The organism is Streptomyces sp. NPDC058637 (genome assembly GCF_042717325.1).
Taxonomy (GTDB): domain Bacteria; phylum Actinomycetota; class Actinomycetes; order Streptomycetales; family Streptomycetaceae; genus Streptomyces.
Genome location: NZ_JBHXRD010000032.1, coordinates 14,381 through 40,875, shown reverse-complemented (window position 1 = coordinate 40,875; position 26,495 = coordinate 14,381). Strand labels below are relative to the sequence as shown.

The following is a 26,495-nucleotide window of genomic DNA, read 5'->3' as shown; positions in this document are numbered from 1 at the left end:
AGCGGACGAAAGAGGCTAGATCACCAGGCTGAGGGCCGCCGCGACGACGAACCCGGCCACCGAGAGGACCGTTTCGAGGACCGTCCAGGACTTCAGGGTGTCGCGCTCCGAGATGCCGAAGTACTTCGAGACCATCCAGAAGCCGCCGTCGTTGACGTGCGAGGCGAAGATCGACCCCGCCGAGATCGCCATGATGATCAGCGCGAGGTGGGGCTGCGACATGCCCTGGCCCTCGACCAGCGGGACGACGATGCCGGCGGTGGTGACGATCGCGACCGTCGCCGAGCCCTGCGCGACGCGCAGCACCACGGAGATCAGCCAGGCGAGCAGGATGACCGGCAGGCCGACGTCGTTGAAGGTGTCGGCGAGCGCGTCCGCGATGCCGCTGCCCTTGAGCACGGCTCCGAAGATCCCGCCCGCGCCGACGACCAGCAGGATGTTGCCGACCGGCTTCAGGGAGGACGTGGAGACGGATTCGAGGGACTTGCGGGACCAGCCGCGCCGGATGCCCAGCAGGTAGTACGCCAGGAGCAGGGCGATGGTCAGGGCGACGAACGGGTTGCCGAAGAACTCGATGACGGAGCGCGGGGTGGAGGGGTCCAGCGCGATGGAGGAGAACGTCGCGGCGAGGATCAGCGCCAGCGGCGTACCGATGATCGCGAGTACGGTGCCGAGCGCGACGGGCTTCTCACGCGGGGGACTCCGCTCGCGCGCTGTTCGGCGGCGACGGCTTCCTTGGCCTCCGCGGCGGCCTCGACCATGTCCTGCGGGACCTCGACGAAGAGGCGCCTGCCGATCCAGGCGGCGTAGGCCCAGGCGGCGAGGACGGACGGGATGCCGACGACGGCGCCCATCAGGATGACCCAGCCGAGCGAGACGTCGAAGAGTCCGGCGGCGGCGACCGGTCCGGGGTGCGGCGGCAGGAACGCGTGGGTCATCGAGAGGCCCGCGAGCAGCGGCATCGCGTACAGCAGAATCGATTTTCCGGAGCGCTTGGCGGCGGCGTAGACGATCGGCGCGAGGACGAAGATGCCGACGTCGAAGAAGACCGGGATACCGAAGATCAGGCCGGTGAGGCCCATGGCGAGCGGGGCGCGCTTCTCACCGAAGAGGTTCAGGAGGCGGGTGCTCAGCACCTCGGCGCCGCCGGAGACCTCCAGGATCGCACCGAGCATGGTGCCGAGGCCGATGATGATCGCGACATGGCCGAGGATGCCGCCCATGCCGGATTCGATGACGGACACGGCGGCGGACTTCTGGACCGTGCCGAAGAGTTCGGTGACGGAGAGACCGGCACCCAGGCCGACGGCTATGGAGACGGCGAGCAGCGCGACGAACGGCTGCAGCCTGACCTTGATGATCAGGAGGAGGAGCAGCGCGATACCGAGGGCGGCGACGGTCAGCAGACCCGCGGTGCCGTCGATCAGGAGGAGCAGTCCACCGGTGTGCGGTGGTGTCTCGGCCGGCGCCGGTGAGGCAGCGAGCAGCATGTTCGGTCAACTCCGGTGGGTGGCGGGGTCCTTCGGGCAGGGCGGAGCGCGGCACGGCGCTCCCGTGCGACGGGGACGGGGCGCCGGGCCGTGATGCGGGGTGGGGCGGTGGGGGAAGCGGGTCAGCCGAGGACCGCGAGGGCGTCGATCTCGATGAGCAGTCCCGCGGGGAGGCCGACGTAGACCGTCGTACGGGCGGAGGCGGGCGCCTTGAGGCCCTGCTCCTCGAAGTACGCGTTGTAGATCGCGTTCATCTCGGCGAAGTGGTCGACGTCGGTGAGGTAGACGCGCGTCATCATCACGTCGTCCCAGCTCGCGCCGCCCTCCTCCAGGATCGCCTTGACGTTGGCGAAGGTCTGCAGGGTCTGCTCGCGCAGCGTCGGACCGGCCGGGGTCGGGGCCTGGCCCTCCACGGCGGGGAGGAAGCCGACCTGTCCGGCGACCTGGAGGATGTTCCCCTTCCTCACGCCGTGCGAGAACTTGGCGGGCGGGGTGGTGTGGGTGCTGGGGGTGAGAGCGGTCTTCTCGGTCATGACGGTTCAGGCTTTCTTGACGGGGGTGGTGCCGGAGTACTCCCGGCTGATGGTGTCGGCGGTGCGGCGCACCAGCGGGAGCAGGGTGAGGAGTTCCTCGGCCGTGACGACCACGTTCGGCGCGGACACCGACATGGCGGCGACGACCCGGCCGTCGGCGCCCCGGACGGGCGCGCCGACGCAGTTGATGGACTCCTCGTGGCCGCCGAGGTCGGTGGCCCAGCCCTGTTCGCGTACGACGGCGAGTTCCCTGAGGAACGCGCCGGCGTTCGGGATCGAACGGGGCGTGTACATGGGGTAGTCGAGCCGTTCGGCGATCGCGCGCCGTTCCGGCTCGGTGAGGTCGGCGAGGAGCAGTTTGGCGACCGCTGCGACGGTGATCGCGACGGGTTTCCCGATCCGCGAGTACATCCGTACCGGGTAGCGGCTCTCGACCTTGTCGATGTAGAGGACCTCGTCGTCCTCGTACACCGCGAGGTGGATGGTGTGCCCGCACTGTTCGTTGAGCTCGACGAGGTGGGAGTGGGCGATCTCGCGCACGTCGAGGTTCTCGACCGCTTCCTGCGCGAGCGCGAAGAGCCGGGCGCCGAGGCGGTAGCGCTGGTCCTGCTGGCGGTAGACGAGTCCGTGCTCGTGGAGGGTGCGGAGCAGGCGCAGTGCCGTGGACTTGTGGACGCCGAGCCGCTCGGCGACCTGGCCGAGGTCGGCGGGGCCCTGGGCGAGCAGCGGCAGGATGCTGAGCGCGCGGTCGACGGTCTGGCTCATGTGACTCGTACCTCCTCGTTCGCCCCTTCGGCTGCTGTCCAGCCGGGGCCGAGACGAAGTGTGCCCCAGGCCGCGTCGTCCAGGGCCGCGAGGCGGTCGGCGTACGCGCGGGCCGGGGGGTCGGTGAGGTCGCCGGGGACGGTGAGGACGGCGGCGGCCATCAGGTGGCCGTGCCGGGCCCGGTCGCGTACGGGGAGGTCACGCAGGGTGGCGGAGAGGAATCCCGCGGCGAAGGCGTCCCCGGCACCGACGGCGGCGACGACGTCGACGCGGAGGGCGGGGACGGTGGTGACGACGTCGACGCGGAGGGCGGGGACGGTGGTGACGGTGTCGACGCGGAGGGCGGGGACGGTGGTGACGACGTGGGCGTCGGTGACGCCTTCGCCGCGCGAGAACACCGTCGCCCCCTCCGCGCCCCGCTTCACGACCAGCACCGCCGGCTCCGGCAGCGCCGCGCGGATCGCCTCGGCCCCGCGCACGCCCCACGCCTCCTCCGCCTCGTCCTCGCCGACGAAGACGAGGTCGCAGCGGCGGGCGAGGCCGAGCAGGACGTCGCCCGCGTCACCGTTCCGCCACAGGCCGGGGCGGTGGTTGACGTCGAAGGAGATCAGCGGGCGGCCGTCGCGCGGGGCGGTGAGGTCGTGGAGGAGCGCCAGGCAGTCGGCGGAGAGCGCGGCGGTGATGCCGGACAGGTGGAGGACGCGTGTGGAGAGGAGGTCCTCGTACGGGACGTTGTCCGGGGACATCGCGGAGGCGGCGGATCCCGCCCGGTAGTACGCCACCTCGTGGGTGTCGGTGGCCCGGTCCGCGGCCGTGCGGAAGTAGACGCCGGTGGGACGTTCGGGGTCGCGGCGCACGGCGGAGGTGTCGACCCCGTAGCCGGCGATCGTGTCGACGAGGTGGTCGCCGAAGCCGTCGGCTCCGACCCGGCCGACCCACTTCGCCCGGTGCCCGCCCGCGGCGAGCGCGCAGGCGACGTTGGACTCGGCTCCGCCGATCCCGCGGCCGAAGGTGGGGACGTCGGCGAGGCGGCCCGGCCGCGAGGGCAGGAACGTCACCATGGACTCACCGAGGCAGACGACGTCCGCGTCCGCGGTGGCTGTCCTGGCTGCGGGTCCGGGCACTCTGGGCTCCTCGTGGTCGGGCGTCGGCGCCGGTGCTCACCATTGACCCGGCGTCGGCTCGGATGTTAGACAGCCTCAAGCGATATGCGCAATGAGCGTTGCAGACAATGCAACGCATCGTGTTCCCGAGGAGGATCCCTTGGCCGCCCAGCAGTCCGCCGAACAGTCCGTGACGGCCCTCGCCGGTGAAGTGGTCGACCACCGCTTCAAGGCGCTGCCGCCCGACGCGGAGGGGCTGACCGTCGGCGCCCTGGCGGCCGAGCGCCGCAACCTCTTCACGGGCGGCTTCACCACCCCCGTGCTGGCCCTGTCCGCCGAATCCGTTGAGGCCAACCTCGCCCTGCTGGAGACGTACGCGGAGCGGCACGGCCTGGCCTTCGCGCCGCACGGCAAGACGTCGATGTCCCCGCAGCTCTTCGCCCGCCAGCTGGAACACGGCGCGTGGGGCATCACCGCGGCCGTCCCCCACCAGGCGCGGGTCTACCGGGCGTACGGCATCCGGCGGATCTTCCTGGCCAACGAGGTCGTCGACGCGGTCGCGCTGCGCTGGCTGGCGGGTGAGCTGGACGCCGACCCGGACTTCACGTTCGTCTGTTACGTCGACTCCGTGCGCGGCGTCGAACTGATGGACGAGGCGCTGCGCGCGGCGGGCGCCTCCCGCCCCGTCGACGTGGTCGTGGAACTGGGCGCCGGCGAGGGCGCGCGCACAGGCGCCCGCACGGAGGCGGACTGCGCGGCTGTCGCCGACGCGGTGGCCGCGGCGCCCACCCTGCGCCTGGTGGGCGTCGCCGGTTACGAGGGCGAGGTGCCGGACGCCTCCCCCGAACGCGTACGGGAGTGGCTGCGCCGCCTCGTCGCGCTGGCCGCCGGATTCGACGCGTCCGGCCGCTTCTCCGCGCTGGCCGACGGCGAGGAGATCCTGATCAGCGCGGGCGGCAGCGCGTGGTTCGACGCGGTGGCCGACGTGTTCGCGGAGATTCCCGGCCTCTCCCGGCCCGTATGCAAGTTGCTGCGCTCCGGGGCGTACGTCTCGCACGACGACGGCCACTACCTGCGCATCACCCCGTTCAACCGGGTCCCGGAGGAGGGCGCCCTGCGGCCCGCCTTCCGGCTCTGGGCACAGGTCGTCTCACGCCCCTCCGGCGAGCAGGCGTTCCTCAACGCGGGCAAGCGGGACGCGGCCTACGACCTCGACCTCCCGCGGGCGCAGGTCGTACGGTCCGGCCGCGACGGCTCCGAGCGGGCCGCCACCGGTATCACGGTCACGGGTCTGTCCGACCAGCACACCTGGGTGCGGACGGAGGCGGGAGCCGAGCTGGAGGTGGGTGACTGGGTCGGGATGGGCCTCTCGCATCCCTGCACGTCGTTCGACAAGTGGCAGCTGATTCCGCTGGCGCAGGCGGACGGCACCGTCACGGACTACCTCCGCACGTTCTTCTGATCCCTACGGGGTGCTTTCCCCCCACCCCGCCCTCGCCCGTAACCGGGGCTCCGCCCCGGACCCCGCTCCTCAATCGCCGGAGGGGCTCGAATTCCGCCGCGTCCGGCACATCACACCTGCCCGGCGGCGCCAACCGAGCCCGGCCGGCGATTGAGGACAAGCGCCCGGAGGGCGTGCGGGTCCGGGGCGGAGCCCCGGTCACGCGCGCCCGGAGGGCGTGCGGGTCCGGGGCGGAGCCCCGGTCACGGGAACGGGCGGGGCGGGGAGGGAACCACCCTTGAAAGGCGAGCCACACCATGGACCTGGTCATCCGCAACGCGACCGTCATCGACGGCACCGGCACCCCCGCCTACAGGGCCGACGTCGGCGTCGACGACGGCCGGATCACCGAGATACGCGGCGAGGGCGACGGCCCCCGCCCCACCGCCCCCCGCACCCTGGACGCAGACGGCCTCGCGCTCTCCCCCGGCTTCGTCGACATGCACGCCCACAGCGACCTGGCCCTGCTCCGCGACCCCGACCACAGCGCGAAGGCCGCCCAGGGCGTCACCCTGGAGGTCCTCGGCCAGGACGGCCTGTCGTACGCCCCCGCAGACGACCGCACCCTCGCCGAGGTCCGCCGCTCCATCGCCGGCTGGAACGGCGACGGCGGCGACATCGACTTCGACTGGCGCACCGTCGGCGGCTACCTGGACCGCCTCGACCGCAATTTCGGCGGCCAGGGCATCGCCGTCAACGCCGCCTACCTCATCCCGCAGGGCACCGTCCGGATGCTCGCCGTCGGCTGGGACGACCGCCCGGCCACCGCCGCCGAGCTGACCCGGATGAGGGAACTAGTCGCGCAGGGCATGGCCGAGGGCGCCGTGGGCATGTCCTCGGGCCTGACGTACACCCCGGGGATGTACGCGAACGACTCCGAACTCACCGAGCTGTGCCGGGTGGTGGCGGAACACGGCGGGTACTACTGCCCGCACCACCGCTCGTACGGCGCGGGGGCGCTGGCCGCGTACGAGGAGATGGTGCGGCTCACCCGCGACGCCGGCTGCGCCCTCCATCTGGCCCACGCCACCATGAACTTCGGTGTGAACAAGGGGAAGGCGCCGGACCTCCTCGCACTCCTGGACGACGCCCTCGCGGCCGGCGCCGACATCTCCCTCGACACCTATCCGTACACCCCGGGCTGCACGACCCTCGTCGCGATGCTGCCGAGCTGGGTGAGCGAGGGCGGGCCCGAGTCGGTCATGACCCGGCTCGCGGACGGGGCGACGGCGGAGCGGATCCGCCACCACCTGGAGGTCCTGGGATCCGACGGCTGCCACGGCGTCCCGATCGAGTGGGACACCATCGAGATCTCGGGCGTCGGCACACCGGAGCTGGCCGCGTACGTCGGCCGTACGGTCGCCGAGTCCGCCCGGCTGCGCGGCGAGGCCCCCTGGGTGACCGCCCGCCGGCTGCTCGTCGAGGACCGGCTCGGCACGACGATCCTCCAGCACGTCGGCCACGAGGAGAACGTCCGGCAGATCATGCGTCACCGCGTGCACACCGGCGGCAGCGACGGCATCCTCCAGGGCGACAAGCCGCACCCGCGCGCGTACGGCACGTTTCCGCAGTACCTCGGCCGGTACGTGCGGGAGTTGGGCATCCTCTCCCTGGAGGAGTGCGTCGCCCACCTCACGTCCCGCCCGGCCGCCCGTCTGCGCCTGCCGGACCGGGGCCTGGTCCGCGAGGGCTACCGCGCGGACCTGGTCCTCTTCGACCCGGACACGGTGGCGGCCGGGTCGACGTTCGACGAGCCGCGCACCCTGCCGGTGGGCATCCCGCACGTCCTGATCGACGGCCGCTTCGTCATCGAGGACGGAAAGCGGACCTCCGTCCTGGCGGGCCGGGCGGTGCGGGGCGCGGGCCGCCGGGCCCGGATCTGACCGGGCGCCCCGCCCCCACGGCTACGGCTACGGCTACGGCTACGGCTACGGCTACGGCTTGGGCAGCGTGCAGCCGGCCCGGTTCAGGTCGATCTGGTTGCCCGCGCCGATGCACGGCACGATGCCGTAGGTCTGCTGGGCGTAGTTGATGCCCTGGCGGACGGTCACGGTGCCGTTCTCGTCCACCTCGCACGGGTTGTTGTCCGTGCACCGCTGCCCGTCCTCGTTCCCGGTGTTGTTGACGGCGACGACCTTGCCCGTCGCGTCGTTGATCACCGGGGATCCGGACGTGCCGCCGATCGTCCGGCAGGCGGAGGTGTAGCGGACCGAGTCCTTCCAGGTCCAGGCCCCCTCCTTGAGACGGTACGCGAACCCGTCGACGGCGCAGCTGTAGGTGCGCTTCCAGTACCCGGAGGCGACCGTGACGGCGGTGCCCCGTGTCGGGCGCGCGGCGTCGAGTTCCAGGGCCTTGATGCCGTAGGAGCTCTCGATCTGGGCGTAGGTGCGGGTGAGTTGGTAGAGCGAGACGTCGGTGTCCGTCATCGTCCCGTACGCGATCTTGCCGGCCCGCAGGGTGCCGACCCCGTTGCCCGCCGCGTTCAGCAGGGTGAAGCTGCGGGTCGAGGACCGGTTGAGCAGGACCTCGCCGGGGCCGGGGAAGCCGGTCTCCAGGCAGTGGCCGTTGGACAGGACGAGGGCCGGGTCGCCGGGCAGCGACGAGGGCGCCCGGACGACCGAGCCGGAACAGTTGCTGAGCGCGACCGTGCCGGCGAAGGTGACCGCCTGGGCGCGGACTCCGGTCGCGTCCGGGCTCGTGGCCGCGGCAGCGGGTGCGACGCCCGCCCCGAGGAACAGGACGGAAAGAAGTGCGCCGACGAGAGGCTTGTTCATGTGGGGGTCCCCTCCAGATGCGTCTGTCACCGGAGTTCCTCCGGTTTTGACATGCGCATGCTGACGTATGGAAGAGATCTCCGACAAGGGGCGAAATCAAGCCGCCGTACGGATCGGCGCACGGACGGATCGGCGCGCGGACGGTCCTCAGCCGGACGCGGCCGTGTCAGGCAGGACGTTCTCCCGTCCCCACGCGCCCAGGGGCTCCAGCGCGTCGTTGAGCGCCAGGCCCCGCTTCGTCAGTGAGTACTCCACGCGGGGCGGCACCTCGGCGTGCTCCTCGCGGTGCACGATGCCGTCCCCCTCCAGCTCGCGCAGATGCGACGCGAGCACCTTCTCGGTGACCCCGGGCACCTGCCTGCGGAGCTCACCGAAGCGGAGCGTCCGCTCGTTCAGCGCCCAGAGGATCAGCACCTTCCACTTCCCTCCGATCACGTCCATCGCCGCGTCGATCCCGCAGACGTACGAACCCGGCCGCCGAACGGTCCCCATGCCTGTGCCTCCCAGCTGGTCACTCACCCCAGCGTAACCACCCACTTCCAGGTGGGTACTTGATCGCCCCGCGGCGGGCGACGAGGCTCGTGTCCATGTCCGACAACACCGCGCGGGACTCCGCGTACAAGGAACCCGTCATCCTCCTCGGGCTCGGTGCCATGGGCGCCGCGCTCGCCGACGCCTGGCTCACCGCCGGGCACCCGCTCACCGTGTGGAACCGCGATCCCCGACGCGCCGAGCCGTTCGCCGCCCGGGGCGCGACCGTGGCGGCCACGGCCGCCGAGGCGGTGGCCTCCGGCCGGCTCGTGGTGCTCTGCCTGCTCGACGACGACTCCGTGGACGAGGCCCTGACCGGGGCCGACCTGACGGACAGGGACCTGGTCAACCTCACCACCGGCACCCCCCTCCGGGCGCGGGACCGCGCCACCTGGGCACAGGCGCGTGGCGCCCGGTTCCTGGACGGCGGGATCATGGCGGTGCCGCCGATGATCGGCACACCGGAATCCGGTGGGTACGTGTTCTACAGCGGCTCGGCCGCCTCGTTCGAGGACCACCGGCACACCCTGGCCGTACCCGCGGGCACCCGTTACGTCGGGGAGGACCCCGGCTTCGCCGCCCTGCACGACGTGGCGCTGCTCAGCGCGATGTACGGGGCGTTCTCCGGCATCGCCCACGCCTTCGCGCTCATCCGCCGCGAGGCCGTCGACCCCGAGAAATTCGCGCCGCTCCTCGTGGACTGGCTCACCGCCATGGTCCCGGCCGCGCACACCACCGCCGAGCGGCTGAACAGCGGCGACCACACGTCGGGGGTGGTCTCCGGCCTGGCCATGCAGGTCGCGGGCAGCGCCACGCTGGTGCGGACGGCCGAGGACCAGGGCGTCAGCACCGCGCTGCTGTCTCCGTACCTGAACCTGATGGAACGACTGCTGCGGGAAGGGGGACACGACGAGGAGGACACGGCACGCGTGATCGACCTGCTCGTCGGCTGAGCCCGGCACACCCCCGCGCGGGCAGGCCGGCGCCGCGCCGGGTGGCGACGCCCTACGCCGTCGCGGCCTCCCGTGCGTACGTCGCCGCCTGGAGGAGGGACAGGCCCGGCTCCGCCTGGCGGAGCGCCTTGATCGCGGCCACGGAGTCGGCCGGCCCCTCGTGCCCGGCCACCGCGAGCCGCTGCCGCACCCATCGGGCGCGCAGCTCCGCGTCCGTGACCGAGCCGGCCTCGGCGACGAGCGCGAGGGCCCGTTCCAGGCCGGGGCGCTCGGTGGCGGGCGCCCCGTCGAGCGCCTCGCGCAGCAGCTCGGTGATCTCCCGCGCGTCACGCAGCACGAGCACGGCCGTGTCCCGCTTCATCCGCTTCCCGAATCCGGTCATGCGGGAAGACTGCCCCGGATCCCTTGGCCCGTACAGCATTTGAGGAACATCTGAGCGGTCTGCGTAGGGTCGGGGCATGACACTCGACCTCGACGCCTACTTCGCCCGTATCGGCTGGTCCGGGGAGCGCCGTCCCACCGTGGAGGTGCTGCGGTCCGTGCACCGCGCCCACATGCTGGGCATCCCGTTCGAGAATCTGGAACCCGTCCTGGACGGCGCCCCCTCCCTCGCACTCCCCGATCTGGAGGCCAAGCTGGTCCTAGGCGGGCGCGGCGGCTACTGCTACGAGCACAACACCCTCCTCGCGGCGGCCCTGACCCGGCTCGGCTTCCGCGTCACCCTGCTGGCCGCCCGGGTGGTGCTGGGCGCCGCGCCCGGCGACATCAGGCCGCGTACGCACATGCTGCTGAAGGTGGAGGCACAGGACGACCCCGGGTCGTTCCTGGCCGACGTCGGTTTCGGTTCGAGCGGCGCGCTCCTGGAGCCGATCCCGCTCGTCGTGGACGCCGAACTGCTCGACACCCCGCGCCGTCACCGCCTGGTGCACGCCCCGCACGACGGACCGCTGGAGATGTGGGAGCTGCAGACGGAGAAGGGCGGCGTCTGGGAGCCGCAGTACGAGTTCACGCTGGAGCCGTTCGAGGCCCCCGACTACGACGTCATCAACTGGTACATCGCGACGAACCCCCGCTCTCCCTTCCGGCAGGCGGTGTACGCCCAGCGCACCCTGCCGGGCCTGCACCGGGCCCTGTCCGGCCGCACCCTCGTGGAGACGGCCGACGACGGCACGGTCACCGAGCGGGAGCTGAGCGGCCCCGCCGAGGTGCTGCGCGTGCTGGCCGACGATTTCGGCGTACGGCTCCCGGAGGGGACCGTACTGCCCGGATGAGCCCCGGGACCGGGTCACCGGACCCCGGAACCGCCGGCCCGGTGCGGGGCCGCGTGGCGCATCTCACCCGGTCCGGTGGGTCACGCCCGCATTCCAAGCCGGGCCGCCGCCCCGACCGCCCGTTCCCACGGTGGGCGGCCGGGGCCGCATGGCGATGGAAGCCCCGACGGGCCGGTGTACGGACCCGTTGGGAGCAAGCGGCGCGGAAACCGGGCGCACCGCGCGAAACGCGGCCGTAAGCTCGCGGACATGCAGGTCATCCAGTCCACCAAGCTCTCCGGCGTCTGTTACGAAATCCGCGGCCCCGTGCTGGAGGAGGCCATGCGGCTGGAAGCCGCGGGGCATCGCATCCTCAAGCTCAACACGGGCAACCCGGCCGCATTCGGCTTCGAGTGCCCGCCCGAGATTCTCGAGGACATCCTGCGCAACCTCTCGGGGGCGCACGGCTACGGCGACGCGAAGGGCCTGCTGTCCGCGCGCCGGGCGGTGATGCAGCACTACCAGACCAAGGGCATCGACCTCGACGTCGAGGACGTCTACCTGGGCAACGGCGTCTCCGAGCTGATCCAGATGTCGATGCAGGCGCTGCTCGACGACGGCGACGAGGTGCTCGTGCCCGCGCCGGACTATCCGCTGTGGACGGCCTCGGTGTCGCTGGCCGGCGGTACGGCCGTGCACTACCGGTGCGACGAGCAGGCCGACTGGATGCCCGACCTCGCCGACATCGAGCGGAAGATCACCGACCGCACCAAGGCGATGGTGATCATCAACCCGAACAACCCGACGGGCGCCGTCTACGACGACGAGATGCTGCGCGGGCTGACGGAGATCGCCCGGCGCCACAGCCTGGTCGTCTGCTCCGACGAGATCTACGACCGGATCCTGTACGACGGTGCGACCCACACGCCCACCGCGGCGATCGCCCCCGACCTGATGGTGCTCACCTTCAACGGCCTCTCCAAGAACTACCGGATCGCGGGCTACCGCTCCGGCTGGATGGCGGTCTGCGGCCCGAAGGCGCACGCCACCTCGTACATCGAGGGTCTGACGATCCTGGCGAACATGCGGCTGTGCGCGAACATGCCCGCGCAGCACGCGGTGGCCACCGCGCTCGGCGGCCGGCAGTCGATCAACGAACTGGTGCTGCCGGGCGGGCGGATCCTGGAACAGCGGGACATCGCGTACGACCTGCTGACGCAGATCCCCGGGGTGACCTGCGTGAAGCCGAAGGGGGCGCTGTACCTCTTCCCGAAGCTCGACCCCAAGGTCTTCAAGATCAAGGACGACCGGCAGATGGTGCTCGACCTGCTGCGCGCCGAGAAGATCATGGTCGTGCAGGGCACGGGCTTCAACTGGCCGGAACCCGATCACTTCCGGGTGGTCACCCTGCCGCCGGCCAAGGACCTGACCGACGCCGTGACCCGCATCGGGAAGTTCCTGGACGGTTACAGCCAGCCGTGACGCCGTACCCACCGGTAATCCTTCCGGACTCCTGACAACTTTAGACTGGATCCAGGTTAGGATGGCCGCACTGCAACGCCAGGAGGCCCTCCATGTACGAGCCGATCCGCACCAAATCGGTCCACACACCGGCCGACGACGCCGGCTTCCCGCACCGCACCCGTGAGGAGGAGCTGGACATCCAGCTCGCCGGACACCTCTCCGCCCTCCTCGCGGTCACCGACGAGCTGGGCCTCGGCACCGCAGGCGACCGCATCGCGGCGCAGGTGGCCCGCCTCCGCGGCGCACCGCCGGCCCGGCACGCCGGGCTGACCGACGCGCCCGTGGCCGCGCTCCACCGTCGCGCCCACGCCCTCGCGGGCCGGGTCCTGGTGGTGGCCGCGTCCCGTGCCGACACGGCCGTCGCGATCCTCGCCGCCGAGGCGATGGACGCGCACACCGCGGCACTCGCGCCGCGCACCGCGACCGCGCTGGCCGGCGCCCACTGACGGCCCCGGTCCGCGGGCCGCGAAGGCGCGCGGACCGGGTGCCACGCCCCTGAGGGGCCGCCTCCCGTTGCGTACTGGGATCGCTCCTTCACCTGCCGTCCACCCGGCCATGCCTGGAATGTGTAATTCCGCGAGCAGTCTGCCTGCGTGAGACGCATCGTGGGAATCGTCCTGGCGGTGCTGCTGATCGGCGGAGTGGCAGCAGCCGTCGTAGCAGGCCGCGACAAGGACACAGGCACGGCAACGAAGACCGTGCGCGGAGTGATCGGGTCGGAGAAGGCCGAGTTCTTCGCCGACCCCGATGTGGTGAGGGCCCTCGCCGCCGAGGGACTCACCGTGAAGACGGAGACGTCCGGCTCCTGGGCCATGGACCGAAGTCCGCTCAAGGGGTACGACTTCGCCTTCCCCAGCTCGAAGGCCCCGGCCGACGAACTGCGGAACACCAACCGGACGGACGGCGCCCCGCTGCGGCCGTTCTACTCGCCACTCGTCGTCGTCGCCCACCGCAACGCGGCACAGGTGCTGGCGGCCAACGGGCTGGCCACGCTGAACGACGGGACCGCGGGGAAGCCGGCCACGAGCGGGAAACTGCTCATGGAGCCCTACCTCGACGCCGCCGCGGACGACAGGACCTGGCAGCAGCTCAAGGGCACCGCCCCGCACGCCGAGCTCCGCGGCACGGTGTTCGTCAACAGCACCGATCCCGTCTCCTCCAACTCCGGGGCCCTGTTCCTCGCCGCGGCCAGCTATGTCGCCGACGGCGGCCGGGTCGCCTCCGACGACGCGGCGATCGCCCGCACCGCACCGCTGATGAAGAAGCTCGTCCAGGTGCAGGGCAGCCAGCAGACCAGCAGCGACGCCCCCTTCCGCGACTTCGTCAGCGGGGTCGGCAATCCACTGGTGCTCGTCTACGAGTCGCAGGTCGCCTCCCTGCTGCTGCGGAAGCAGGAGACCGGGGACCTCGTCGTCCTCTACCCGGACACGACCGTCTCCAGCGACCACACCGTCGTCCCGCTCACCGAGCCGGGCCGCGAGCTCGGCGAACTGCTCTCCACCGATCCGCGCCTGCGCGAACTGGCCGTACGCCACGGCTTCCGCCCCCAGGGCGCGGCGGCCGAGTTCACCGCGGCGACCGCACCGCACACCGCCTTCATCGACCAGCGGCTGACCGGGGTCCGCCAGGCGCCCGTGCCCACCGCCGAGGTGCTGCGCGCGATGGCCCGCCGGACCCAGAGCTGATGAACGCTCACGCCTCCCAGGAGACCGCCCCATGAACCCAGCCGAGCCGCACCCGCTCACCCCACCGGACGCGGCCGCCCCGCAGCTCGTCCTCACCCCGCCCGAGCCCGTCGCCCCCGTCCGCGCGGAGCAGGCCGCCGGCCTCGTGCCCGTGGACGACGCGGTGCGTACGGAGATGACGCGCCGCGCCACCGAGTACGTCGCCGGACTCGCCGGACTGGACGCCCGCTCACCGGAGTTCACCACCCGGATCGGCGAGATCACCGCGCTCGGGCAGGGTGACATCCGCGCCGCCGCCCAGCAGTCCAACCGGATGCTGGACCGCACCGTCCGCTCGCTCGCCGCCGGCGCGTCCGGCGACGGGGACGCGCAGACCCGGGTCGGCTCCTCGCTCGTCGAGCTCCGCCGCACCGTCGAGGACCTCGACCCGCGCGACACCCCGGTCAAGGGCGCCCGCCGCCTGCTGTCCAGACTGCCCGGCGGCAACCGGCTGCGCGACCACGTCGCCAAGTACGCCTCGTCCCAGTCCACCCTCAACCGGATCGTGGGTTCCCTGCGCGCCGGCCAGGACGATCTGCGCCGCGACAACGCCGCCCTGCACACCGAACGCGCCAGGCTCTGGGAGACCATGGGCAAGCTCCAGGAGTACGTGGTCCTCACCGACGCCCTGGACGGCGCCGTGGAGCAGCGCATCGCCGAGACGGAGGCGACCGCCCCGGACCGGGCCGACGCGATGCGGGCCGATGTCCTCTTCCCCGTACGGCAGAAGCACCAGGACCTGCTGACCCAGCTCGCCGTCTGCGCGCAGGGGTACCTGGCGATGGACGTCGTGCGGCGCAACAACGAGGAGCTCATCAAGGGCGTCGACCGGGCCGCGACCACCACGGTGTCCGCCCTGCGGATCGCCGTGATGCTGGCCTCGGCGCTGGAGAGCCAGCGCAAGGTCACCGAGCAGGTGCGGGTGCTGCGTTCCACGACGGAGGACCTGATCCGCGGCAACGCGGAGATGCTCGCCACGCAGAGCGGTGACGTCCAGCGGATCGCCGCCGACCCGGCGGTGGGTGCCGAGACGCTGCGCACGGCGTTCCAGCAGATCTACCGGACGCTCGACGCGATCGACACGTACAAGGTGCAGGCGACCGAGTCGATGGCCGCCACTGTGGAGTCGCTGACCTCCGAGCTCCAGCAGGCGAGCACCTATCTGGAGCGCAGCCGGACCGCGGGGGCACTCGACGGCGGTGGCCTCGGATGAGCGCCACGCCCCGGGCCCGTCGCGGCCTGACCCGGCTGGGCCGCAGAGTGACGCGGGCCCTGGCCTCGCTGCTGGCCGCCGCCGTGCTCGTACCCGTCGCCGCCTGCTCCGCGGACTCCGCGGGAGGCGGCGGGGAGGAGGACACGGCGCCGCGCCCCGGCACCGTGCGCGTCCTGGCCTCCAGTGAACTCGCCGACATGGAACCGCTGCTGGAACAGGCGAGGAAGGCGACCGGTATCACCGTGCGGCCCACCTGGACCGGCACGATCGACGCCGTCGCGCAGATCACCTCCGGGCAGGCGGAGAAGGCGTACGACGCGGTGTGGCTCTCCTCCAACGACTACCTGCGGCTGCACCCGGACGCTGCCGGGCGTCTCGGCTCGGAGACCCCGCTGATGGCCTCGCCGGTCGCGATCGGTGTGCGGCCGCAGACGGTCGAGCGGCTGGGCTGGAAGCCGGAGCAGGTCACCTGGGCGCAGGTGCACCGGGCGGTCACCGAAGGCGGTCTGACGTACGGGATGACGGACCCGGTGCGTTCCAACTCCGGTTTCTCCGCGCTGATCTCGGTCGCCTCGGCACTGTCCGGGGCGCAGGCCGCGCTCACCGACGCGGATGTGCGCAGGGCGGGTCCGAAGCTGAAGGAGTTCTTCGCGGGGCAGCGGCTGACCTCCGGCTCCTCGGGCTGGCTGGCCACCGCGTACGCCCGGCGCGGCAACGTCGACGCGCTGATCAACTACGAGTCGGTGCTGCACTCGTTGAACCGGGACAGCGGCACCGGTCTCACCGTGATCCGTCCGCGCGACGGTGTGGTCACCGCCGACTACCCGCTGAGCCTCCTCTCCGGCGCGTCGCCGGACGCCAAGGACTCCGTGCGCGCCCTGACGACGTATCTGCGGACGCCCGCCGTCCAGCGGCGGATGACCGCGGACACCTTCCGCAGGCCGGTCGTCGCCTCCGTGGCCGCCGCCTCGCCGCTGGCCGCCGGGCAGCGCCGCGAACTGCCGTTCCCCGGTACGCGTTCGGTCGCCGACGGCCTGCTGTCCGGCTACGAGAACAAGCTCCGCCGGCCCTCGCGGACCGTGTACGTCCTGGACACCTCGGGTTCCATGGAGGGCGACCGGCTGCGGCGGCTGAAGGACGCGCTCGACGGACTGACCGCCGACTTCCGGGAGCGCGAGGAGGTCACGCTGCTGCCGTTCGGCTCGTCGGTGAAGCGGGCCACCACGCACACGGTCGACCCGGCACGCCCCGAGGAGGGCCTGAAGGCGATCAGGGCGGACGCGGCCTCGCTGACCGCGAGCGGTGACACCGCCATCTATTCGAGCCTCGCCGACGCCTACGACCGGATCGGCACGGACACCGGATCCGCGTTCACCTCGATCGTCCTGATGACGGACGGCCAGAACACGACGGGTGACACGGCGGCCGAGTTCACCGCGTTCTACCGGGGACTTCCGGCGGCCCGGCAGGTCACCCCGGTCTTCCCCGTCGTGTTCGGCGACTCGGACCGCTCCGAGCTCGACCGGATCGCGGAGCTGACCGGCGGACGGCTCTTCGACGCGACGAAGGCCGAGGGGCCTGGGTCCCTGGACGGCGCGTTCGAGGAGATCCGTGGCTACCAGTAGTCTTCCCGGCCGGGCGCTGGCCTACCTGGAGTCGGCCAAGAACCTCACGGGCAGTGCCTGCGGACTGGCCGGGCTCGCGCTCACCTTCACGGGGCTCGCGGGCGCGTACTGGCCGGTCGTGATCGCCGGGCTGTACGGCGCGGGGGCGCTGATCGCCCCGCCCCGGCGCCCGCCGGCCCCGGAGTTCCCGGACGCGTCGTCCCGGCTGGAGTCGCTGCGGGCGGACTTCGTGACCCTGCGGGAGTACCTGGCGGAGGTGGACCTGCCGCCGGGGGCGGCGGGCCGGCTGGTCGAGCTGACGGACCTGCTGGACGGGCTGCTGGCCCCCGGATGGGTCTCGGAGGCGCTGGCCACCGACCCGGAGGGGGTCCACGTCCTGGCGCGCGCCGTCCACCAGGACATCCCGGAGTCGGTCGACACCTTCGTACGCACCCGGTGGTGGACCCGCGTCGCCCCGGGCAGCGAGCCGCCGGAGCGGCATCTGGAACGCCAGCTGGACCTCCTGCACCGGGAGGCGGAGGGGCTGGCCACCGGGTTGCGCGAGGCGGAGGCCCGCCGCCAGCAGACGCACACCCGGTATCTGGAGGACCGGGGCCTGTGACCGCGGCCCGCGGGAGCGGGCGAAGAGGTCGGCCCCCGGAGCCTTGAGGGGGCTCCGGGGGCCAGGGGCGCGTGTTCGTGCACGTTCCCCACCGCGGCGGGCCGCTGACCCCACAGGTCAGGGCGGATGTCGGGAGGCCCGGCCGCGGGGATCGGGAAGGGGATCAGCCCAGGCGCCGGACCAGCGCGCGGTACTCGTCCCACAGCTCCTTCGGCGTGTGGTCACCGAAGGTGTTGAGGTGCTCGGGGATCAGGGCGGCCTCCTCGCGCCAGATCTCCTTGTCGACCTTGAGCAGGAAGTCCAGGTCCGAATCGGAGAGTTCGAGGCCCTCGGTGTCCAGGGCGCCCTTGGCCGGCAGGATCCCGATGGGCGTCTCGACGCCCTCGGCCCTGCCCTCCAGGCGCTCGACGATCCACTTGAGGACGCGGCTGTTCTCACCGAAGCCGGGCCAGACGAACTTGCCCGCGTCGTTCTTGCGGAACCAGTTGACGTAGTAGATCTTCGGGAGCCTCGACTGGTCCGGCTTGTCGGCGCCGACCTTGATCCAGTGGTTCATGTAGTCGCCCATGTTGTAGCCGCAGAACGGCAGCATGGCGAACGGGTCGCGGCGCAGCTCGCCGACCTTGCCCTCGGCGGCGGCGGTCTTCTCGGAGGCCACGTTGGCTCCGAGGAAGACACCGTGCTGCCAGGTGAAGGACTCGGTGACCAGCGGTACGGCGGAGGCGCGGCGGCCGCCGAAGAGGATCGCCGAGATCGGCACGCCCTTCGGGTCCTCCCACTCCGGCGCGATGATCGGGCACTGGCCGGCCGGGACGGTGAAGCGGGCGTTGGGGTGGGCGGCGGGCGTGCCGGACTCGGGGGTCCAGTCGTTGCCCTTCCAGTCCGTGAGGTGCGCGGGAGGCTCCTCGGTCATGCCCTCCCACCACACGTCGCCGTCGTCGGTGAGCGCGACGTTGGTGAAGACGGAGTTGCCCCACATGGTCTTCATGGCGTTGGCGTTGGTGTGCTCGCCGGTGCCGGGCGCGACGCCGAAGAAGCCCGCCTCGGGGTTGATCGCGTACAGCTGGCCGTCCTCGCCGAACCGCATCCAGGCGATGTCGTCGCCGATGGTCTCGACGGTCCAGCCGGGGATGGTGGGCTCCAGCATGGCGAGGTTGGTCTTGCCGCAGGCGCTCGGGAAGGCGGCGGCGATGTACTTGACGGCCTCGCTCCCCCCGCGCGGCGGCGTGAGCTTGAGGATCAGCATGTGCTCGGCGAGCCAGCCCTCGTCACGGGCCATGACGGAGGCGATGCGCAGGGCGTAGCACTTCTTGCCGAGCAGGGCGTTGCCGCCGTAGCCGGAGCCGTAGGACCAGATCTCGCGGTCCTCGGGGAAGTGCGAGATGTACTTGGTGGAGTTGCACGGCCACGGGACGTCCTGCTCGCCCTCGGCGAGGGGGGCGCCCAGCGTGTGGACGGCCTTGACGAAGAAGCCGTCGGTGCCGAGCTCGTCGAGGACGGCCTTGCCCATGCGCGTCATGGTGCGCATCGAGACGGCGACGTACGCGGAGTCGGTGATCTCGACGCCGATCGCGGAGAGCGGCGAGCCGAGGGGGCCCATGCAGAACGGGACGACGTACATCGTGCGGCCGCGCATGGAGCCGCGGAAGACGCCGTTCTCACCGGTGGAGCTGTCCCCCGTGAAGACGGCCCGCATCTCGGCGGGTGCCTTCCAGTGGTTCGTGGGGCCCGCGTCCTCCTCCTTCTCGGAGCAGATGAAGGTGCGGTCCTCGACACGGGCGACGTCGCTCGGGTCGGACGCCGCGTAGAACGAGTTCGGACGCTTGACCGGGTCGAGCCTGGTGAAGGTGCCCTTGGCGACGAGCTCCTCGCACAGGCGCTCGTACTCGGCTTCCGAGCCGTCGCACCAGACCACACGGTCCGGCTCGGTGAGGGCTGCGATCTCGTCCACCCAGGAGACGAGCTCCTGGTGGTTGGTGGGAACAGTGGGGGGAGCCGCGATGTCGCGCGCCACGATCGCTCCTTGTCGAGGGTGTCTGTTTACAGGTGCCCCGTGGGGGCTGCGACCCGGATGCTGACCCCTTCGTCTTCCCCTGGCGCTCATCCGGTGCCGACCGCACTCATTTGATCATCCGACGGTCGCGCCCATATGTCCAGAGGGCCGCACACGTGAGCATCGCCACTCGAAGCGGTTACCTACGGAAGCGTAGGTAGCATGGCGTCCATGACTTCTGCCGCCACGTCCGGACCTGTCGAACTCGACGACCCTGTCCCCGTGAAACCGCGGATGCGCGGTTGGCTGCACGCCGGGATGTTCCCCGCGGTGCTGATCGCCGGAGTCGTCCTCGTCGCCCTGGCGGACAGCACCCGGGCACGCGTCGCCTGCGCCGTCTACGTACTCAGCGCCTGCCTGCTCTTCGGCGTGAGCGCGGTCTACCACCGCGGGACCTGGGGCCCGGTCGGCGAAGCCGTGCTGCGCAGGCTCGACCACGCCAACATCTTCCTGATCATCGCGGGCACGTACACCCCGCTGACCATGCTCCTGCTGCCCGAGTCCACCGGGCAGCCGCTCATGTGGGCGGTCTGGGGTGCCGCGGCGGCCGGCATCGCCTTCCGGGTGTTCTGGGTCGGGGCGCCCCGCTGGCTCTACACCCCGTGCTACATCGCCATGGGCTGGGCCGCGGTGTTCTTCCTGCCGGACTTCATGCGCGCCGGGGGTATCGCGGTGCTCGTCCTCGTCGTCGTCGGCGGGCTGCTCTACAGCGCGGGCGGTGTCATCTACGGCATCAAGCGGCCGAACCCGTCACCGCGCTGGTTCGGCTTCCACGAGGTGTTCCACTCGCTGACCCTCGCGGCGTTCATCGTGCACTACGTCGGCATCTCGCTGGTGGCCTACCAGCACAGCTGAGCGGCCCGGCACAGCTGAACCCCGGACGGCCGGGCCCGCACGGGCCCGGCCGTCCGGCGGGTGTACAGGCCGTCCTTACGGGCCCGTCAGCCGCCCAGCTTCCCGGCGAGCTCCCCCGCGTCCGTCGTCGGCGCGTCGCACACGAAGTGCCGGCAGACGTACGCGGTCGGCGCCCCGCCCACCTCCGGCCGGTCCACCAGCAGCGGGAACTCCGATCCGGCGTCCGGGCCCGCACCCGCGGCGACCACCGCGCCGGGTGCCCGCCCCAGCAGCGCCGTCCGGTGCAGCTCCCCGCCGACCGGTCCGGCCACCGCCACCTCGCGCGGCCCGTCCAGCAGCGCCTCGGCGACCGCGAGCCCCCAGCCGATGAACCGGGGAGCCTTCGGGCCGAGCGCCTGCACCACCCCGAGCGCCCCCTCGGCCGCCGTGCGGTGCGCTTCCGAGCCGGTGTGCGCGGCGTACGAGAGCAGGGCGCCCGCGGCCGCGGTCCAGCCGGCCGGGGTGGCGCTGTCCGTGGGGTCCTGCGGGCGGCGGATCAGCTGTTCCGCGTCGTCGGCGGTGTCGAACAGCTGCCCGTTCTCGCCGGTGAACCGTTCCAGCACGATGTCGAGCAGGAAGCCGGCGAACTCCAGCCAGACGCCCTCGCCCGTCACGGAGGCCAGCGCCAGGAAGCCTTCGGCGACATCGCCGTAGTCCTCCAGGACTCCGGCGTTGTCGCCCGCGCGGCCGTCCTTCGAGGTGCGGCAGAGGCGGGCGACGTCACCCATGTGGACCCGTACGAGCAGGTCGGCGGCCTCGGTGGCCCGCTCGACCAGGTCCGGCCGGCCGAAGTACGCGCCGGTCTCGGCGAGTGCGGCGACGGCCAGCCCGTTCCAGGCGGCCACGATCTTGTCGTCGCGCTCCGGCCGCACCCGCATCTCGCGCGCCGCCAGCAGCCGGGCCCGCACATCGGCGACCCGCGCCTCGTCCACCGGGCCCGTGCCCGTGAGCCGGAGGACGGAGGAACCCTCCTCGAAGGTGCCTTCCTCCGTCACCCCGAAGTGCTCGGCGGCGAACGCGGCGTCCTCCTCGCCCAGCACCTCGCGCAGCTGCGCGGGCGTCCAGACGTAGTACGCGCCCTCGACGTGCCTGCCGTCCGCGTCCTCGCTGTCGGCGTCCAGCGCGGAGGCGAATCCGCCCTCCGCTGTCCGCAGCTCGCGCACCAGGAAGTCGGCCGTCTCCAGCGCCACCCGCCGGGCCAGGTCCGAGCCCGTGGCCCGCCACAGGTGGGCGTAGACGCGGCACAGCAGCGCGTTGTCGTAGAGCATCTTCTCGAAGTGCGGGACGATCCACTCCCGGTCCACCGAGTAGCGCGCGAACCCGCCGCCCAGCTGGTCGTAGATCCCGCCGCGCGCCATCGCCGCGCAGGTGTCGGCGGCCATCTGCAGGGCGCCCTCGGCCCCCGTACGGGCATGGTGGCGCAGCAGGAACTCGATGACCATGGACGGCGGGAACTTGGGCGCCCCGCCGAATCCGCCGTGCTTCTCGTCGTACTCCCGGGTCAGCCGCAGCAGCGCCTGCGCCAGCTCCTCACCGCCGGGCACGCCCTCCCCGCCGTGGGTCAGGGAGCGGCCCGCGAGGTCCCGGACGATGCGCCCGGCCACCTCCGCGACCTCCTCGCGCCGGTCGGACCAGGCGGCCACGACGCCTTCGAGGACCTGGCGGAAGGAGGGCATGCCGTGGCGGGACTCGGGCGGGAAGTACGTCCCGAAGTAGAAGGGTTCGGCGTCGGCGGTGAGGAAGACGGTCATCGGCCAGCCGCCCTGGCCGGTCGCGGCCTGGACGGCCTCCATGTAGACGGCGTCGACGTCGGGCCGCTCCTCGCGGTCGACCTTCACCGGCACGAAGTGCGCGTTCAGGTACGCCGCGACCTCCGCGTCCTCGAACGACTCGTGGGCCATCACATGGCACCAGTGGCAGCTTGCGTACCCGACGCTGAGCAGCACCGGGACGCCGCGCCGTCGGGCCTCCGCGAACGCCTCGGGTGACCACGGCCACCAGTCGACGGGGTTGTCGGCATGCTGAAGCAGGTACGGCGAGGTCGTGCCACCCAAGCGATTCACAGCGATCACCCTACTCACGCCGCGCCCGGCAGCCCGGCACATCATGCCTCGACCGTGGGAAACGCCCCGTCGTCGGTGCCCTGACAGCACCGGACCGTACGCTGGTCCCAGCGGCGCCGGGCCTGTCGAGGCTCCTCGTACCCACGTCCTCGACCCCGCCACCAAGGCTTACGGGGACGGCGAGATGTTCACCGGCGTGATCGAGGCCGCCGCACCCTTCTCCGTCACCGTGGACCTGGGAACCATCTGATCCGGCTGCCGCGGCACACCGACACGCGGCGCACACGGCATCGTTCCCCCGCCGGTCCACCGCCTCGCTCTCTCGCGCCGGAGCTCCGTTCGCAGGACACTGGGTGGTCATGACAGCCGATCCGGCCGAAGTCGCGGAAACCTGGGGGGACGTATGCGGGACAGTCATCGCGCGGAAGCCGAACGGCTGTTGGTACGGGCCGTGGAGGAGGAAGCGCGGCGCACGGGCGGGCGGACGGACTCCGGCGCGCTGATGGCGCGTGCGCGGGGCGCGCTGGACTCCATGGCGGCGGGTGCGGCCGAGGAATACGCCGCGTACACGCAGGCGCTCGACGCGGCGCCGGCCGGGCAGAAGCCGCTGTCGGAGCGGTTCAGCCGGGCCGCGCTGGGAACGCCGCTGCTGGTGACGGGAGTCGCGTCCGCCGCCGCCTTCGGCGCGGACCTCGCGCTCGGTACGACGACCGGGCTGGCCCTCGGTGCGGGCGCCGTCGTCGCCGTCGCGGGGGCGACGACGACGGTCGCCCGGGCGACCGTGTCGCACTGGCCCGCCGCCCATCGCAGGGCGGGCGCGCTCGGTCAGCCCGGCGGCGCCGAACAGCTGCGCCTGCAGTGGCTGACGGCGCTGGAGGTACGGGGCATCCGCCCGTTCCTCGACCAGCAGCGCATGCTGACCGCCTCCACGCGCACACCGAAGAAGACCACCGCCTCCGTGGTGCCGCAGCTGCGCGGCGGGGACCGCAGCGCGGCGGCCCGCACCCGTTCACTCCTCGAACAGTCCTTCGGCCATCTGCCCGCTGCCGACGGCCCGTTCGTGGGGCGCCGGAGTGAACTGGCGCAGATAGCCCAGTGGGTGCACGCCGCCCGCGCCGCCACGGAGACGAAGCCCACCGTCGTCGTGCTGCACGGAGCGCCGGGCTCCGGGCGCACCGCGCTCGCCGTGCGGGCGGCACACGCGCTCAAGGACCAGTTCCGCGGTGCCTGTGTGGTCGATCTGCGCGGCGACGTGGCCGGGGAGGCGCCGCTGCCGACCCGGGACGCCCTGCTGCACCTCCTGAACCGGCTGGGCGCACCGCGCGAACAGCTCCTCTTCCGCGAGAGGTCCTCCGCCGAACAGCAGGTGCGCCGCCTGGGCGAGCACTATCACCAGCACCTCACGGGCACCCCCGTCACGATCGTCCTCGACGACGCCACCGACGCCGCCCAGGTCCGCACCCTCCTCCCCGAACGCTCCGACAGCCTGGTCCTCGTCACGGCCCGCGAGCCGCTCGACCTGCCCGCCGACATCCCGGCCCGGGTACACCTGCTGCCGGTCGGCGGGCTGGACGCGGCGGGCGCCGAGGAGCTGCTGCGCGAGTCGGCGGAGGAGGAGGGGGACGGGCCGTACGACTACCCGTCCACCGACACCGTCGTCGAGCTGTGCGGCGGGCTGCCGCTCGCCCTGCGCGTCGCGGGCTCCTCCCTCGGTGTGCGCACCCGTGGCGAGCTCGCGGCCGGCCTCGGCGCGTACGGCCCGGTCCCGCCCGTCGACCGGGCCCTGTGGCTGCGCTACACCGACCAGTCCGAGCAGGCCCGGCGGCTGCTGCGCCGGCTCGCCCTGGCGGGTCGCGCCAGCCTGGGCGCCGCGGCTGCCGCGTCCCTGCTGTCCACCGACGAGCAGGAGGCCGGCCGACTGCTGGCCACCCTGTCCCGGGCCGGGCTCCTCACCCATGTGCGGGGTTCGCGCTACCGGCTGCACGACCTCGTACGGGCCTTCGCCCTGGCCCGCCTGCTCGACGAGGAGGACGCGGCGGACCGTGCCGCCGCGCAGGAGCGCCTCGTCCGGAACTACGCGGAGCTCGCCGACGCGGTGATCCGCATGGTGGACGGCAAGATGTCCACGCGCGCCGGCCGGTTCGGCTCGCACGGCTTCAGCTCGCTGGACGCCGCGCTGCGCTGGCTGGACGACGAGTCGAGCTTCATCACGTCGGCGCTGCGGCACGCGGAGGGTGTCGATCGGCGGACCGTGCTCCATCTGCTGGGCGCGCTGTGCGACTACTGCCTGCTGCGCGGCGACCTCTACCGGCTCGGTGAGATCAGCGAGCTGACGCAGGCCTTCGACCAGGGGCTGCTGGAGCGGTCGGTCCAGTGGCGTACGGGCATCGCGGCCCGTCAGCTCGGCGAGCTCGACAAGGCCCGCACCACGCTGTCCTCCGTCGTCGGCCTGTACCGCGAGGCGCAGAACGACGCGGGGGCCGCTCTCGCCCTCTGCTCGCTCGGCATCACCCTGCACCATCAGGGCAATCTCACGGAGGCCTCGGCGCGGCTGCGGGAGGCGCTGGACCTGCAGGCCTCCCCGGAGCAGGCCGAGGACCGGGCCTGGTCCCTGCACGCCCTGGCCGCCGTGGAGCGTGACCGGGCCTATCCGGCCGAGGCCCTGGCCCTGCTCGACACCGCCCTCGCCCTGCACCGGGAGGGCGAGTCGCTGCACGGCGAGGCCTGGACGCACTTCCAGCTCGGCCAGGTCTGCCTGCGCCTCGGCGAGGTCGCCCGGGCCGAGGAGGAGCTGTCCACCGCCCTGGACCTGTACGGCCGCACCCGCGACGGGCGCGGGGAGGCCTGGGCCCTGACCCAGCTGGCCCGTGCCCGGCTGGGTGACGGCGACCCCGCGCCCGCGGTGGAGGGGCTGCGCGAGGCCCTGGTCCGGCACCAGGACAACGAGGACGCCCGGGGCGAGGCGTGGACGCGCTACTACCTGGGGCAGGCGCTGGAGGAGGACGGCGACACCGACCAGGCCGTACGGGAGCTGGAGCGGGCCCGCACGATGTTCTCCCGGATGCGGGACGTGTACGGGCTGGCGTGCGCCCGGCACCACTCGGGGCGGGTCACCCGCGACCAGCGGGCGGCCCGGACGGGGAACCTCCGCAACTCCGGCTTCGCCCGGCAGCTCCTCGCCGACGCCCGCGCCGACTTCCGGCGGATCGGGGTGCCCCACGGGGAGGCCTGGACCTGCCTGGAGCTGGCCCTGGTCGACGGCGGCAACAACCGTACGGCGCAGGCCCTGGAGCTGTGCGACGAGGCGGTCCGCCTGTTCGCCTCGTACGGGGACGCCCGGGGCGGGGACTGGGCCGCGTTCCTGCGGTGCACGCTGCTGCCGTACGCCTCACCGGGCGGCATCGAGGTCGGTACGGCGGTGGCCCAGCAGGAGCTCGCGGACCTGCTCCTGGCCGCCCATCCGATGCGGGACGGCAAGCTGGAGGACTGCGCGGAGGCGTTCCGGGTGGTCCTGAACCGCGGGGTGGACCTGGAGGACGGCTGGCAGGCCTGGCGCCGGGGCATGACCCCGTCCCGGCACGCCCGCGAGGTCATGGGCGTGCCGGTGGGGGCCCGGCCGTAGGCGGGCGCGGGCCCTGGGTCCCGGTTCCGGGGCGGGCGGAGGAGCTATTCCCTGCCCGCCTCGGCCGGCGCCTTCCGCTCCGCACCGGACGGGTCCGGGGCCTCCTCGAAGTCGACCTTGCCCATGTGGCGGTTCATCGACTTCATCAGGAACCACACCCCCACGGCGAGCGCCGCGAAGACGAGGAAGCCGAGAACGCCGGGCGTCACCTTGTTCTCGTCGAGCTCCGCGGCGGCGAGCGGAACGAACTGCGTCAGTGCCTGGGTCGCGTACATA

The 26,495-nt window shown here is 72.4% G+C and carries 21 protein-coding genes and 2 pseudogenes; 13 read left to right on the top strand and 10 right to left on the bottom strand.

From position 1 onward, the window contains the following. Positions 1 to 15 precede the first annotated feature (15 nt). The 4 genes and pseudogenes from ACFWVP_RS27345 to ACFWVP_RS27330 form a co-directional block, all read right to left on the bottom strand. Positions 16 to 1,490: pseudogene (locus ACFWVP_RS27345) on the bottom strand (GntP family permease). 122 nt (positions 1,491 to 1,612) lie between these two features. After that, the gene (locus tag ACFWVP_RS27340; protein WP_384500564.1) at positions 1,613 to 2,023 is read right to left on the bottom strand and encodes a RidA family protein; all 411 of its coding nucleotides are present in this window, start codon (positions 2,021 to 2,023) and stop codon (positions 1,613 to 1,615) included. 6 nt (positions 2,024 to 2,029) lie between these two features. After that, positions 2,030 to 2,788: an IclR family transcriptional regulator gene (locus tag ACFWVP_RS27335; RefSeq protein ID WP_384500562.1), complete on the bottom strand. Its 759-nt coding sequence runs from the start codon at positions 2,786 to 2,788 to the stop codon at positions 2,030 to 2,032. After that, positions 2,785 to 3,912 carry a sugar kinase gene (locus ACFWVP_RS27330; protein ID WP_384500560.1) on the bottom strand — a complete coding sequence of 376 codons (1,128 nt, stop codon included), beginning with the start codon at positions 3,910 to 3,912 and terminating at the stop codon, positions 2,785 to 2,787. Before ACFWVP_RS27330 ends, ACFWVP_RS27335 begins: the two co-directional genes overlap by 4 nt. Positions 3,913 to 4,003: 91 nt before the next feature. On the opposite strand from ACFWVP_RS27330, the gene ACFWVP_RS27325 reads away from it, so the two are divergent. Together ACFWVP_RS27325 and ACFWVP_RS27320 are read left to right on the top strand one after the other, a co-directional pair. Continuing rightward, positions 4,004 to 5,353: an alanine racemase gene (locus ACFWVP_RS27325; RefSeq protein WP_384500558.1), complete on the top strand. Its 1,350-nt coding sequence runs from the start codon at positions 4,004 to 4,006 to the stop codon at positions 5,351 to 5,353. 296 nt (positions 5,354 to 5,649) lie between these two features. After that, positions 5,650 to 7,275 (top strand): amidohydrolase family protein, encoded by a 1,626-nt coding sequence (locus ACFWVP_RS27320; RefSeq protein WP_384500557.1) that lies wholly within the window; start codon positions 5,650 to 5,652, stop codon positions 7,273 to 7,275. A gap of 51 nt (positions 7,276 to 7,326) precedes the next feature. Here ACFWVP_RS27320 and ACFWVP_RS27315 read toward each other — a convergent pair whose 3' ends face one another. Next, on the bottom strand, positions 7,327 to 8,166 hold the full coding sequence (locus tag ACFWVP_RS27315) for a serine protease (RefSeq protein ID WP_384500555.1): 840 nt from the start codon (positions 8,164 to 8,166) through the stop codon (positions 7,327 to 7,329). A 147-nt stretch (positions 8,167 to 8,313) separates the two neighbouring features. Beyond that, on the bottom strand, positions 8,314 to 8,658 hold the full coding sequence (locus ACFWVP_RS27310; RefSeq protein WP_384500554.1) for a winged helix-turn-helix transcriptional regulator: 345 nt from the start codon (positions 8,656 to 8,658) through the stop codon (positions 8,314 to 8,316). Between the two features lie 95 nt (positions 8,659 to 8,753). On the opposite strand from ACFWVP_RS27310, the gene ACFWVP_RS27305 reads away from it, so the two are divergent. Next, the gene (locus ACFWVP_RS27305; RefSeq protein ID WP_384500552.1) at positions 8,754 to 9,650 is read left to right on the top strand and encodes an NAD(P)-dependent oxidoreductase; all 897 of its coding nucleotides are present in this window, start codon (positions 8,754 to 8,756) and stop codon (positions 9,648 to 9,650) included. 52 nt (positions 9,651 to 9,702) lie between these two features. On the opposite strand, the gene ACFWVP_RS27300 is transcribed toward ACFWVP_RS27305, so the two are convergent. Continuing rightward, positions 9,703 to 10,032 (bottom strand): hypothetical protein, encoded by a 330-nt coding sequence (locus ACFWVP_RS27300; protein ID WP_384500550.1) that lies wholly within the window; start codon positions 10,030 to 10,032, stop codon positions 9,703 to 9,705. A 76-nt stretch (positions 10,033 to 10,108) separates the two neighbouring features. Here ACFWVP_RS27300 and ACFWVP_RS27295 point away from each other — a divergent pair, with 76 nt between their 5' ends. From ACFWVP_RS27295 to ACFWVP_RS27265, 7 genes are all read left to right on the top strand, one after another. Further along, complete coding sequence (locus ACFWVP_RS27295) at positions 10,109 to 10,921, top strand: arylamine N-acetyltransferase (protein WP_384500549.1); 813 nt, start codon at positions 10,109 to 10,111, stop codon at positions 10,919 to 10,921. 249 nt (positions 10,922 to 11,170) lie between these two features. Beyond that, positions 11,171 to 12,382: a pyridoxal phosphate-dependent aminotransferase gene (locus tag ACFWVP_RS27290; protein ID WP_384500547.1), complete on the top strand. Its 1,212-nt coding sequence runs from the start codon at positions 11,171 to 11,173 to the stop codon at positions 12,380 to 12,382. 92 nt (positions 12,383 to 12,474) lie between these two features. After that, the gene (locus ACFWVP_RS27285; RefSeq protein WP_384500545.1) at positions 12,475 to 12,870 is read left to right on the top strand and encodes a hypothetical protein; all 396 of its coding nucleotides are present in this window, start codon (positions 12,475 to 12,477) and stop codon (positions 12,868 to 12,870) included. A gap of 159 nt (positions 12,871 to 13,029) precedes the next feature. Then, on the top strand, positions 13,030 to 14,109 hold the full coding sequence (locus ACFWVP_RS27280; protein WP_384500637.1) for a hypothetical protein: 1,080 nt from the start codon (positions 13,030 to 13,032) through the stop codon (positions 14,107 to 14,109). A 31-nt stretch (positions 14,110 to 14,140) separates the two neighbouring features. Then, complete coding sequence (locus ACFWVP_RS27275; RefSeq protein WP_384500544.1) at positions 14,141 to 15,361, top strand: toxic anion resistance protein; 1,221 nt, start codon at positions 14,141 to 14,143, stop codon at positions 15,359 to 15,361. After that, positions 15,358 to 16,986, top strand: coding sequence for a substrate-binding domain-containing protein (locus tag ACFWVP_RS27270; RefSeq protein WP_384500542.1), 1,629 nt, complete (start codon positions 15,358 to 15,360; stop codon positions 16,984 to 16,986). The genes ACFWVP_RS27275 and ACFWVP_RS27270 overlap by 4 nt, the downstream gene beginning before the upstream one ends. Continuing rightward, positions 16,973 to 17,587, top strand: a complete 615-nt coding sequence (locus ACFWVP_RS27265; RefSeq protein WP_384500540.1) for a hypothetical protein — start codon at positions 16,973 to 16,975, stop codon at positions 17,585 to 17,587. The genes ACFWVP_RS27270 and ACFWVP_RS27265 overlap by 14 nt, the downstream gene beginning before the upstream one ends. A 163-nt stretch (positions 17,588 to 17,750) precedes the next feature. Here the strand turns inward: ACFWVP_RS27265 and ACFWVP_RS27260 are convergent, their stop codons facing one another. After that, positions 17,751 to 19,601, bottom strand: coding sequence for a phosphoenolpyruvate carboxykinase (GTP) (locus tag ACFWVP_RS27260; protein ID WP_384500539.1), 1,851 nt, complete (start codon positions 19,599 to 19,601; stop codon positions 17,751 to 17,753). A 210-nt stretch (positions 19,602 to 19,811) separates the two neighbouring features. Here ACFWVP_RS27260 and ACFWVP_RS27255 point away from each other — a divergent pair, with 210 nt between their 5' ends. Beyond that, positions 19,812 to 20,495 carry a hemolysin III family protein gene (locus ACFWVP_RS27255; protein WP_384500537.1) on the top strand — a complete coding sequence of 228 codons (684 nt, stop codon included), beginning with the start codon at positions 19,812 to 19,814 and terminating at the stop codon, positions 20,493 to 20,495. An 86-nt stretch (positions 20,496 to 20,581) separates the two neighbouring features. Here the strand turns inward: ACFWVP_RS27255 and ACFWVP_RS27250 are convergent, their stop codons facing one another. After that, positions 20,582 to 22,639 (bottom strand): thioredoxin domain-containing protein, encoded by a 2,058-nt coding sequence (locus ACFWVP_RS27250; protein WP_384500635.1) that lies wholly within the window; start codon positions 22,637 to 22,639, stop codon positions 20,582 to 20,584. A gap of 97 nt (positions 22,640 to 22,736) precedes the next feature. Here ACFWVP_RS27250 and ACFWVP_RS27245 point away from each other — a divergent pair. Next, a pseudogene (locus ACFWVP_RS27245) lies at positions 22,737 to 22,847 on the top strand (Uma2 family endonuclease); the annotation flags it as partial. A gap of 153 nt (positions 22,848 to 23,000) precedes the next feature. Next, the gene (locus ACFWVP_RS27240; protein ID WP_384500536.1) at positions 23,001 to 26,219 is read left to right on the top strand and encodes a tetratricopeptide repeat protein; all 3,219 of its coding nucleotides are present in this window, start codon (positions 23,001 to 23,003) and stop codon (positions 26,217 to 26,219) included. 44 nt (positions 26,220 to 26,263) lie between these two features. Here the strand turns inward: ACFWVP_RS27240 and ACFWVP_RS27235 are convergent, their stop codons facing one another. Next, positions 26,264 to 26,494 (bottom strand): hypothetical protein, encoded by a 231-nt coding sequence (locus ACFWVP_RS27235; RefSeq protein ID WP_384500535.1) that lies wholly within the window; start codon positions 26,492 to 26,494, stop codon positions 26,264 to 26,266. Position 26,495 lies beyond the last annotated feature (1 nt).

Excerpts from the sequence above, each read along its gene's own strand:
- ACFWVP_RS27340 (WP_384500564.1), bottom strand. The coding sequence starts at position 2,023 with ATGACCGAGAAGACCGCTCTCACCCCCAGCACCCACACCACCCCGCCC.
- ACFWVP_RS27335 (WP_384500562.1), bottom strand. The coding sequence starts at position 2,788 with ATGAGCCAGACCGTCGACCGCGCGCTCAGCATCCTGCCGCTGCTCGCC.
- ACFWVP_RS27325 (WP_384500558.1), top strand. The coding sequence starts at position 4,004 with ATGAGCGTTGCAGACAATGCAACGCATCGTGTTCCCGAGGAGGATCCC.
- ACFWVP_RS27320 (WP_384500557.1), top strand. The coding sequence starts at position 5,650 with ATGGACCTGGTCATCCGCAACGCGACCGTCATCGACGGCACCGGCACC.
- ACFWVP_RS27315 (WP_384500555.1), bottom strand. The coding sequence starts at position 8,166 with ATGAACAAGCCTCTCGTCGGCGCACTTCTTTCCGTCCTGTTCCTCGGG.
- ACFWVP_RS27310 (WP_384500554.1), bottom strand. The coding sequence starts at position 8,658 with ATGGGGACCGTTCGGCGGCCGGGTTCGTACGTCTGCGGGATCGACGCG.
- ACFWVP_RS27305 (WP_384500552.1), top strand. The coding sequence starts at position 8,754 with ATGTCCGACAACACCGCGCGGGACTCCGCGTACAAGGAACCCGTCATC.
- ACFWVP_RS27300 (WP_384500550.1), bottom strand. The coding sequence starts at position 10,032 with ATGACCGGATTCGGGAAGCGGATGAAGCGGGACACGGCCGTGCTCGTG.
- ACFWVP_RS27295 (WP_384500549.1), top strand. The coding sequence starts at position 10,109 with ATGACACTCGACCTCGACGCCTACTTCGCCCGTATCGGCTGGTCCGGG.
- ACFWVP_RS27290 (WP_384500547.1), top strand. The coding sequence starts at position 11,171 with ATGCAGGTCATCCAGTCCACCAAGCTCTCCGGCGTCTGTTACGAAATC.
- ACFWVP_RS27285 (WP_384500545.1), top strand. The coding sequence starts at position 12,475 with ATGTACGAGCCGATCCGCACCAAATCGGTCCACACACCGGCCGACGAC.
- ACFWVP_RS27275 (WP_384500544.1), top strand. The coding sequence starts at position 14,141 with ATGAACCCAGCCGAGCCGCACCCGCTCACCCCACCGGACGCGGCCGCC.
- ACFWVP_RS27270 (WP_384500542.1), top strand. The coding sequence starts at position 15,358 with ATGAGCGCCACGCCCCGGGCCCGTCGCGGCCTGACCCGGCTGGGCCGC.
- ACFWVP_RS27255 (WP_384500537.1), top strand. The coding sequence starts at position 19,812 with ATGACTTCTGCCGCCACGTCCGGACCTGTCGAACTCGACGACCCTGTC.
- ACFWVP_RS27250 (WP_384500635.1), bottom strand. The coding sequence starts at position 22,639 with ATGTGCCGGGCTGCCGGGCGCGGCGTGAGTAGGGTGATCGCTGTGAAT.
- ACFWVP_RS27240 (WP_384500536.1), top strand. The coding sequence starts at position 23,001 with ATGCGGGACAGTCATCGCGCGGAAGCCGAACGGCTGTTGGTACGGGCC.
- ACFWVP_RS27235 (WP_384500535.1), bottom strand. The coding sequence starts at position 26,494 with ATGTACGCGACCCAGGCACTGACGCAGTTCGTTCCGCTCGCCGCCGCG.